This is a genomic window from Mycobacterium sp. TH-M11, assembly GCF_057473725.1.
This window is the reverse complement of the sequence record NZ_JBYCLD010000092.1, coordinates 1-9,239: the sequence shown is the minus strand read 5'-3', so window position 1 is coordinate 9,239 and position 9,239 is coordinate 1. Positions and strand designations below refer to the sequence as shown.

The window sequence follows — 9,239 nt, the reverse complement described above, 5'->3', positions numbered from 1 at the left end:
GAGCGGGTCGGGCCACGGCCAGCAGTCGTTCGGGTCAGGCCAGCAGCCGCAGGCGCCGTCCTCGCCATCGGGGCCCGCACAGTCCTGACTGGGTTCGGGCTCTCGGCGGTGCCGGGCGCGGCGGGTCGCCGACAAGGGGGCTGAGGCGATCGTTAGCCCGGCTGTGCCGGGCGCGGCGGGTCGCCGACAGGGGGCTGAGGCGATCGTTAGCCCGGCGGTGCCGGGCGCGGCGGGTCGCCGACAAGGGGGCTGAGGCGATCGTTAGCCCGGCGGTGCCGGGCGCGGCGGGTCGCCGACAGGGGGCTGAGTAGGTAACGTCGTCAAACCGTGACCCCGGACAGTCGATCCCCGGGCGCCCATCAGGCGCGTGACCTCATCCGGGTCGCGTTCGGCCCGGCGGTGGTTGCGCTCGTGGTCATCGCCGCCGTGACGCTGCTGCAGCTGGTGATCGCCAACAGCGACATGACCGGAGCGCTCGGCGCGATCGCCAGCATGTGGCTCGGCGTGCATCAGGTGCCCATTTCCATCGGTGGCCGCGAGCTGGGAGTGATGCCGCTGGTGCCGGTGCTGCTGATGGTGTGGGCCACCGCGCGCACCACCGCGCACGCGACCGCGCCGACGGCGTCGTGGTTCGTTGCCCGATGGATCGTCGCGTCAGCGCTGGGCGGTCCGCTGCTGTTCACCGCGATCGCGCTGGCCGTCATTCACGACGCGGCCTCGGTGATCACCGAACTGCAGACCCCCGACGCGCTGCGAGCCTTCATGAGTGTGCTGGTGGTGCATGCCATCGGCGCGATCATCGGGGTTGGGTCACGGGTCGGCCGACGGGCACTCGCGGCGTCGCCGCTACCGGACTGGCTGGCCGATTCGCCGCGCGCGGCAACGGCTGGCGTGCTGGCGTTGCTCGGGCTCTCGGGACTGGTGGCGGCCTGCTCGCTGGTCGTGCACTGGGCCACGATGCAGGATCTGTACGGGATCACCAATTCACTTTTCGGTCAGTTCAGCCTGACCCTGCTGTCGGTGTTGTATGTGCCCAACGTCATCGTCGCGACCGCCGCGATGGCGGTGGGATCGAGCGCTCACCTGGGATTTGCGACGTTCAGCCCGTTCACGGTGTTCGGCGGCGACATCCCCGCGCTGCCGGTGCTGGCCGCGGCGCCCCACCCGCCGCTGGGACCGGTGTGGGTGGCGCTGCTCATCGTCGGAGCATCCTCCGGGGTTGCGCTCGGGCAGCAGTGCGCGCGACGGCCGCTGCCGCTGTCGGATGCGATGGCCAAGGTCGGCACCGCGGCATTGCTGGCAGCCCTGACCCTGGCGCTGCTTGGCTACGCCGGCAGCGGTCAGCTGGGCAACTTTGGCGGCGTCGGAATCGACCAAGGGACATTCGGTTTCGCGGTCTTTCTGTGGTTCACCGCGGTCGGCGCGCTCACCGTGGTGATGGCCGGCGGAATTCAACGCCGCGCGCGCGAGCCGAGGCCGATGCCCGCTGCGCCGGACTTCGACACCGCACCCACCGACGCCGACGCAGCCACCGATGTCCCCGCAGCCGCCGATGCCGACGAGGTGCATTTCGAGGTCGGCGACAGGTCGGGCGTCGATCAGCCGCAGGACGGGTCCGATGCTCCGACTCCGCCGCGGGCCGCGGACCGGCCCGCATCGTCGCAGGAGGGCGACCGCTAGGCTCTGACCTGTGCAGCAACCGTTCCGTGTGCCTCCCAGTGCACCGGCACGAGTGGTGGTGCTGGCCTCGGGCACCGGTTCGCTGCTGGCGTCGCTGCTCGAGGCGGCCGTCGACGACTATCCAGCCCGGGTGGTCGCTGTCGGCGTGGACCGCGAATGCGGCGCCCTCGACATCGCGGCCGCCGCATCGCTGCCCTCGTTCAACGTGCAGCTGGCCGATTACCCCCACCGCGCCGCCTGGGACACCGCGCTCACCGAGGCGACGGCCGAGCATTCACCGGACCTCGTCGTTTCGGCTGGATTCATGAAAATTCTTGGTTCAGAATTTCTTTCGAGGTTCGTGGGCCGGACCATCAACACCCACCCGGCGCTGCTGCCGTCGTTCCCGGGCGCGCACGGGGTGGCCGAGGCGCTGGCCCACGGCGTCAAAATCACCGGCTGCACGGTGCATTTGGTCGACGTCGGTACCGACACCGGCCCGATACTGGCCCAGCGGGCCGTTCGGGTACATGACGACGACAACGAAGAGACCCTGCACGAACGCATCAAGGTCGCCGAACGCCGACTCTTGGTGGATGTGATAGCCGCAGTGGCGGCCGGGGGAGTGACCTGGAGTGGGCGAAAGGCGACCATCGGATGAGGAGCGGCGCAGATGAGCACGAATGACGAGAGGCGGCCGATTCGCCGCGCGCTGATCAGCGTTTACGACAAGACCGGCCTGGTCGAACTCGCTCAGGGCTTGACAGCGGCCGGGGTGGAAATCGTGTCGACCGGTTCGACCGCGAAAACCATTGCCGACAAAGGTATTCCCGTGATACCGGTGGAGGAGCTCACCGGTTTCCCGGAGGTGCTCGACGGCCGGGTCAAAACCCTGCACCCACGTGTGCACGCCGGTCTGCTGGCCGACCTTCGCAAACCCGAGCATGCCGCCGCCATCGAGCAACTCGGTATCGCGGCTTTCCAGTTGGTGGTGGTCAATCTCTACCCGTTCAGCGAGACCGTCGAATCCGGCGCCGGCGTCGACGAATGCGTCGAGCAGATCGACATCGGCGGGCCGTCGATGGTCCGGGCGTCGGCCAAAAACCATCCGAGCGTGGCGGTGGTGACCGACCCAGTCGGCTATGACGGCGTGCTGGCCGCGGTGCGCAACGGCGGCTTCACCCTCGCCGAGCGAAAGAAATTGGCGTCGTTGGCTTTTCGGCACACGGCTGAGTACGACGTCGCGGTGGCCGGTTGGATGGAGTCGACGCTGGCGCCCGAGGAGCCGGCCACGGCGTTCCCGGCCTGGTTGGCCGCGACGTGGCGACGCTCGACCGAACTCCGCTACGGCGAGAACCCGCATCAGCAGGCCGCGCTCTACGTCGACGACAGCGGCTGGCCCGGTCTGGCGCAGGCCGACCAGCTGCACGGAAAAGAGATGTCGTACAACAACTTCACCGATGCCGACGCGGCCTGGCGGGCGGCCTTCGACCACGAGCAGATCTGCGTCGCGATCATCAAGCACGCCAATCCGTGTGGCATCGCCGTGTCGTCGGATTCGGTCGCCGATGCGCACCGCAAGGCCCACGAGTGCGATCCGCTGAGCGCGTTCGGCGGTGTGATCGCGGCCAACACCGAGGTCAGCGTCGAGATGGCCGAGTATGTGAGCACGATCTTCACCGAGGTGATCGTCGCGCCCGCCTACGCGCCGGGCGCGGTCGACGTGCTGGCCCGCAAGAAGAACGTGCGGGTGCTGCTCGCTGCCGAGCCGATGGGCGGCGACGTCGAGCGCCGCCCGATCAGCGGCGGACTGCTGGTGCAGCAGCGCGACCAGATCGATGCCGCCGGCGATGACCCGAACAACTGGACGCGCGCCACCGGCGACCCGGCCGACCCGGCCACGCTGGCCGATCTGGTCTTCGCCTGGCGAACGTGTCGCGCAGTGAAATCCAACGCGATCGTGATCGCCGGCGGCGGCGCCACCATCGGTATCGGCATGGGCCAGGTGAACCGCGTCGACGCGGCACGGTTAGCCGTCGAGCGCGGGGGGACAAGGGTGCGCGGCGCGGTCGCCGCTTCCGACGCCTTCTTTCCGTTCCCGGACGGCCTGGAGACCCTGGCCTCCGCCGGGGTGAAGGCGATCGTGCACCCGGGCGGTTCGGTGCGAGACGACGAGGTGACCGCCGCGGCGGAGAAGGCCGGCGTGACGCTGTATCTGACCGGCGCCCGGCACTTTGCGCACTAACCGCTAGGCGCTGATCTCGTCCTGCACGCTGGTGGCGTAGCGGACGAACGCTGCGACCTCGTCCACCGCGCGACGGGCGTCGGGGTTGACGTCGAAGCTCAGTTGGAACATGTGCATCGCCTTGTGCCACTGCTGAACCCAGACCTCGACGTTGTGGGCGCGCAACCGCTCGGCGAACACGGTCGTGTCGTTGAGCAGCATCTCGTGGGTGCCCACCTGCAGCAGGAACGGGCCCAGGCCGCGCAGGTCAGCGTCCGGCGGCATCACCGGCGGCGGCCGGGTGCCGTTCACGGTGGCGAACACGTCGTAGATGAACTTCACCGTCATGAACGGAAACATCACGTCGCGGTGGTCTTTCAAAGCGCGGTACTTCAGATCCATGTCCGACGACGTCAGCGGCGACAGCAGCGCCTGCCCGGCCGGCACCGGCAGCCCGGCATCGCGCGCCGCGATCGCAACGTCGGCGGCCATCAGCCCGCCGGCCGAGTCGCCGGCCAGCACGATTCGCTCGGGCGCAAACCCCTGCGCCAGCGCGAACCGGTAGCCGTCCAGCCCGTCGGCAACGGCTTCTTCGATCGTGGCCTGCGGGGCCAGCCGATAGCCGACATTGAGCACCTTGGCGCCGGTCGCCGCCGACAGTCGGCTGACGAATCGGCGGTGGGAGTTGAGCCCGAGCGTCACCAGCGCCGAGCCGTGGAAGTAAACGATCAGCGACGTGGATTCGCGCGCCTCGGGGGCGACGACCCATTCCGCCGGGCAGTGCGGCAGATCAACGCGTAAAACGTCGGTGCCGGGCACCGGCCGGATGAGCTTGAACGGACCGTCGATGCCGTCCAGGCGAACCCGCTGCAGGGTGTCGGGTCTGACGCGGTTGACGACCAGGCCGAGCAGAGTCAGCGCGGCCAACAGCGGCCGGATGAAGATGGCGGTCAGCGCGGACAGCAGGCTGGACTGCCACGAGGAGGGGCCGAAGTGGGTGGTCGCTGGCCGTTCGCGCCAGCCGAGGGAAGTCACGTTAAACGAGGCTATCGGTTGTCCGTGGCTGAACCACTGTGAGCTTGATTCCGACCTGGGATATGAGTTATCTAGGCCACTCTCCGGGCGGCTCGGCCACTGGTATTGGAACCCCAGGCCACCGCTGAGCAACGCGCTGCAATTCGCTGACCGATACGTCAGAAACCGCTTCCGCGCAAGATGGCTTCGGCATAGAGTCACAATTCGGGCACGTCAACCGGGGCGAGCCCGGTGCGATTCGAAATGTATTCGAGAGGAAATGATGCGCGCGATAACAAAAAGAACAGCGTCGTTCTCAGTCGCCCTTGCAGCTTTTGCACTGCTTGGCGCGGGATGTCACCAGTCCAACAACTCGAGCAATTCCTCGTCGAGTTCGGCGGCGTCTTCGTCGTCAGCGCCGGCGATGACGACCTCGATGGCCATGGAGCCGTCCACCAGCGCGGCGGCCGAACCCAGTCCGACGCAGATCGCCGGCAAGAACGGCACCATGTACACAGTTGAGGGGCCGATCCTGGCGAAGTACGACGCCCTCGACGATCAGGAGAAGAAGGAGCTGGGCGCGCCCTTCGACAACCAGAAGAACACCGCCAACAACACCGGTGTCTACCAGCAGTTCGACGGTGGCGTCCTGATCTACAAGAACGGCGGCCCCGTCTACCTCGTGTGGGGCAAGATTCGCGACGCGTGGAACGAGAACCAGGCTTCGCAGGGCAAGCTGGGCTACCCGACCGCCGATGAGATGAAGGAGCCGGACGGCACCTACAAGTCGACGTTCGAGCACGGCACCATCACCTGGAAAGAAGGCGACGCGCAGGCGACGGTGACGATGAACTAGTCGGTTCTGGCATTTCGGAAGGCCGGGCAATCCAGCGATTGCCCGGCCTTTCCATTTGTCAGTAGCGTGGTGTGGTGACCGCTGCGAATAACCTGCCCCGCACCGTTGGTGAACTACGTGCCGCCGGGCACCGCGAACGGGGTGTCAAGCAAGAAATCCGGGAAAACCTGCTGGCCCGCCTCGCCGAGGGTGACGACCTTTGGCCCGGCATCCTGGGTTTCGACGACACCGTGTTGCCGCAGCTGGAGCGGGCGTTGATCGCCGGCCACGACTTCGTCCTGCTGGGTGAGCGCGGTCAGGGCAAGACCCGTCTGCTGCGTGCCCTGACCGGCCTGCTCGACGAGTGGACCCCGGTGATCGCCGGTGCCGAGCTCGGTGAGCATCCGTACAGCCCGATCACCCCGGAGTCGGTCCGTAAGGCCGCCACGCTCGGCGACGATCTGCCGGTGCAGTGGCGGCACCGCAGCGAGCGCTACACCGAGAAGCTGGCCACCCCGGACACCAGCGTGGCCGACCTGGTCGGCGACATCGACCCGATCAAGGTCGCCGAGGGCCGCAGCCTGGGCGACCCCGAGACCATCGCCTACGGCCTGATCCCGCGGGCGCACCGCGGCATCGTCGCGGTCAACGAGCTGCCCGACCTGGCCGAGCGCATCCAGGTGTCGATGCTCAACGTGATGGAGGAGCGCGACATTCAGGTCCGCGGCTACACGTTGCGGCTGCCGCTGGACGTGCTCGTGGTGGCCAGCGCCAACCCCGAGGACTACACCAACCGCGGTCGCATCATCACCCCGCTCAAGGACCGGTTCGGCGCCGAGATCCGGACCCACTACCCGCTCGAACTCGACGCGGAGGTCGCCGTGATCACCCAGGAGGCGCACCTGTCTGCGCAGGTGCCGGAGTACCTGACCCAGGTGATCGCCCGGTTCGCGCGTTACCTGCGGGAGTCCAACTCGGTCGATCAGCGATCCGGGGTGTCGGCGCGCTTTGCGATCGCCGCGGCCGAGACCGTCGCCGCCTCCGCGCGCCATCGTGGCGCGGTGCTGGGGGAAACCGACCCGGTAGCCAGGGTGGTCGACCTGGGCACGGTGATCGACGTATTGCGGGGCAAGCTGGAGTTCGAGTCCGGTGAGGAAGGCCGCGAGCAGGCGGTGCTGGAGCACCTGCTGCGCCGCGCCACCGCCGACACCGCGTCGCGAGCGCTCGGCGGCATCGATGTCGGGCCGCTGGTGTCCGCGGTCGAGGGCGGCTCCGCGGTGACGACGGGCGAGCGGGTGTCCGCCAAGGACGTGCTGGCGGCGCTGCCGAACTTGCCTGTCATCGACGCCATCGCCGCGCGACTCGGCGCCGAGTCCGAGGGTGAGCGGGCCGCGGCTCTCGAATTGGCCTTGGAGGCATTGTATTTGGCCAAGCGCATCGATAAGGCATCCGGAGAAGGCGAAACTGTCTATGGCTAAATCCGTCAAGGGCCATTCGTCACGTTACTCGGGGTATACCGGTGGCCCCGATCCGCTGGCACCGCCGGTGGATCTGCGTGAGGCGCTCGAGCAGATCGGTCAGGACGTCATGGCGGGCACGTCGCCGCGCCGCGCGCTGTCAGAGCTGTTGCGCCGCGGCACCAAGAGCGTGACCGGTGCCGACCGGCTGGCCGCCGAGGCAAACCGTCGGCGCCGGGAGTTGTTGCGCGAGAACAACTTGGACGGCACCCTGCAAGAGATCAAGAAACTGCTTGATGAAGCTGTGCTGGCCGAACGCAAAGCGTTGGCTCGTGCGCTGGACGACGACGCACGCTTCGGCGAACTGCAACTCGAATCGCTGTCGCCGTCACCGGCCAAGGCCGTGCAGGAGCTCGCGGACTACGGCTGGCGCAGCGGCGAGGCGCGCCAAAAGTACGAGCAGATCAAGGATCTGCTGGGTCGGGAGATGCTCGATCAGCGCTTTGCCGGGATGAAGCAGGCGCTCGAGGGGGCCACCGACGAGGACCGCCAGCGGGTCAACGACATGCTCACCGACCTCAACGGGCTGCTGGACAAGCACGCGCGCGGCGAGGACACGCAGCAGGATTTCCAAGACTTCATGGGAAAGCACGGCGAGTTCTTTCCGGAGAACCCGCAAAACGTCGACGAGCTGTTGGACTCGCTGGCCAAGCGGGCGGCGGCCGCGCAGCGGTTCCGCAACAGCCTGAGCGCGGACCAGCGGGCCGAGCTGGATGCGTTGGCGCAGCAGGCTTTCGGGTCGCCCGCGCTGATGCAGGCACTGGACCGGCTGGACGCGCACCTGCAGGCGGCTCGGCCGGGCGAGGATTGGAACGGCTCATCGGATTTTTCCGGCGACAACCCGCTCGGTATGGGCGAGGGTGCGCAGGCGCTTTCCGACATCGCCGATTTGGAACAGCTCGCCGAACAGCTGTCGCAGAGTTATCCGGGCGCGACGATGGACGACGTCGACCTCGACGCGCTGGCCCGCCAGCTCGGCGACCAGGCCGCCATCGACGCCAGGACGCTGGCCGAACTCGAGCGGGCGCTGGTCAGCCAGGGCTTCCTGGACCGCGGTTCGGACGGGCAGTGGCGGCTCTCGCCCAAGGCGATGCGACGTCTCGGTGAGACGGCGTTACGCGATGTGGCGCAACAGCTTTCCAGTCGGCGCGGCGAGCGTGAACTGCGCCGCGCCGGTGCCGCGGGTGAGCTCACCGGCGCGACGCGGCCCTGGCAGTTCGGCGACACCGAGCCGTGGAATGTCACCCGGACGCTGACCAATGCGGTGTTGCGGCAAGCCGGTACTCCTGCGGACAACCGCGATTCGCCGATTCGGATCAGCGTCGACGATGTCGAGGTGTCCGAGACCGAGACCCGCACGCAGGCCGCCGTCGCGCTGTTGGTGGATACCTCGTTTTCGATGGTGATGGAGAACCGTTGGCTGCCGATGAAGCAGACCGCGCTCGCGCTCGACCACTTGGTGCGCACCCGATTCCGCTCAGATGCTTTGCAGATCATCGCGTTTGGCCGCTACGCCCGGACGATGACCAGCGCGGAGCTGATGGGACTCGAGGGCGTCTACGAGCAGGGCACCAACCTGCATCACGCGCTGGCGCTGGCCGGGCGGCATCTGCGCCGCCACCCCAATGCCCAGCCGGTGCTGCTGGTGGTCACCGACGGCGAGCCGACCGCGCACCTCGAGGACTACGGCGACGGCCGGGGTTCTTCGGTGTTTTTCGACTACCCGCCGCATCCGCGGACCATCGCCAACACCGTGCGCGGCTTCGACGAGATGGCCCGACTGGGCGCACAGATCACCATCTTTCGGCTGGGCAACGACCCCGGGCTGGCCCGGTTCATCGACCAGGTCGCGCGCCGCGTCGAAGGACGGGTGGTCGATCCCGATCTCGACGGGTTGGGTGCCGCGGTGGTCGGTGACTACCTACGCGCCCGACGCCGGCGGTAGCCCGGCAGTTTGTCAGCTCGGGGTTTTGCGGTTCTTGCGACGGAC

8 protein-coding genes are annotated in these 9,239 nt (G+C 68.0%); 6 read left to right on the top strand and 2 right to left on the bottom strand.

All coding sequences use genetic code 11. The features are described from left to right. Positions 1 to 327: 327 nt before the first annotated feature. The 3 genes from AC2VOG_RS03755 to purH are packed head-to-tail and all read left to right on the top strand — an operon-like array spanning position 328 to position 3,904. On the top strand, positions 328 to 1,680 hold the full coding sequence (locus AC2VOG_RS03755) for a cell division protein PerM (RefSeq protein ID WP_486938573.1): 1,353 nt from the start codon (positions 328 to 330) through the stop codon (positions 1,678 to 1,680). A 10-nt stretch (positions 1,681 to 1,690) separates the two neighbouring features. Then, entirely contained in the window at positions 1,691 to 2,320 is a 630-nt protein-coding gene (gene purN / locus AC2VOG_RS03750; protein ID WP_486938572.1) for a phosphoribosylglycinamide formyltransferase, read from the top strand. Positions 2,321 to 2,332: 12 nt separating this feature from the next. Further along, positions 2,333 to 3,904 (top strand): bifunctional phosphoribosylaminoimidazolecarboxamide formyltransferase/IMP cyclohydrolase, encoded by a 1,572-nt coding sequence (gene purH / locus AC2VOG_RS03745; RefSeq protein ID WP_486938571.1) that lies wholly within the window; start codon positions 2,333 to 2,335, stop codon positions 3,902 to 3,904. A gap of 3 nt (positions 3,905 to 3,907) precedes the next feature. On the opposite strand, the gene AC2VOG_RS03740 is transcribed toward purH, so the two are convergent. Then, positions 3,908 to 4,918 carry an alpha/beta hydrolase gene (locus tag AC2VOG_RS03740; protein WP_486938570.1) on the bottom strand — a complete coding sequence of 337 codons (1,011 nt, stop codon included), beginning with the start codon at positions 4,916 to 4,918 and terminating at the stop codon, positions 3,908 to 3,910. A gap of 336 nt (positions 4,919 to 5,254) precedes the next feature. Further along, positions 5,255 to 5,407: a hypothetical protein gene (locus AC2VOG_RS03735; RefSeq protein ID WP_486938569.1), complete on the bottom strand. Its 153-nt coding sequence runs from the start codon at positions 5,405 to 5,407 to the stop codon at positions 5,255 to 5,257. Here AC2VOG_RS03735 and AC2VOG_RS03730 point away from each other — a divergent pair. The 3 genes from AC2VOG_RS03730 (at position 5,406) to AC2VOG_RS03720 (ending at position 9,194) form a co-directional block, all read left to right on the top strand. Beyond that, positions 5,406 to 5,753: an LGFP repeat-containing protein gene (locus AC2VOG_RS03730; protein WP_486938568.1), complete on the top strand. Its 348-nt coding sequence runs from the start codon at positions 5,406 to 5,408 to the stop codon at positions 5,751 to 5,753. The two genes, AC2VOG_RS03735 and AC2VOG_RS03730, sit on opposite strands and share 2 nt — an antisense overlap. A gap of 71 nt (positions 5,754 to 5,824) precedes the next feature. Continuing rightward, a complete protein-coding gene (locus AC2VOG_RS03725) occupies positions 5,825 to 7,210 on the top strand; it encodes a sigma 54-interacting transcriptional regulator (RefSeq protein ID WP_486938567.1) in 1,386 nt (461 codons plus the stop codon). Beyond that, positions 7,203 to 9,194, top strand: a complete 1,992-nt coding sequence (locus AC2VOG_RS03720) for a vWA domain-containing protein (protein ID WP_486938565.1) — start codon at positions 7,203 to 7,205, stop codon at positions 9,192 to 9,194. The genes AC2VOG_RS03725 and AC2VOG_RS03720 overlap by 8 nt, the downstream gene beginning before the upstream one ends. The last annotated feature ends 45 nt before the right edge of the window (positions 9,195 to 9,239 follow it).

Coding starts and splice junctions, on each gene's coding strand:
- AC2VOG_RS03730 (WP_486938568.1), top strand. CDS start 5,406: ATGTACACAGTTGAGGGGCCGATCCTGGCGAAGTACGACGCCCTCGAC.
- AC2VOG_RS03720 (WP_486938565.1), top strand. CDS start 7,203: ATGGCTAAATCCGTCAAGGGCCATTCGTCACGTTACTCGGGGTATACC.
- purH (WP_486938571.1), top strand. CDS start 2,333: ATGAGCACGAATGACGAGAGGCGGCCGATTCGCCGCGCGCTGATCAGC.
- AC2VOG_RS03735 (WP_486938569.1), bottom strand. CDS start 5,407: ATGGTGCCGTTCTTGCCGGCGATCTGCGTCGGACTGGGTTCGGCCGCC.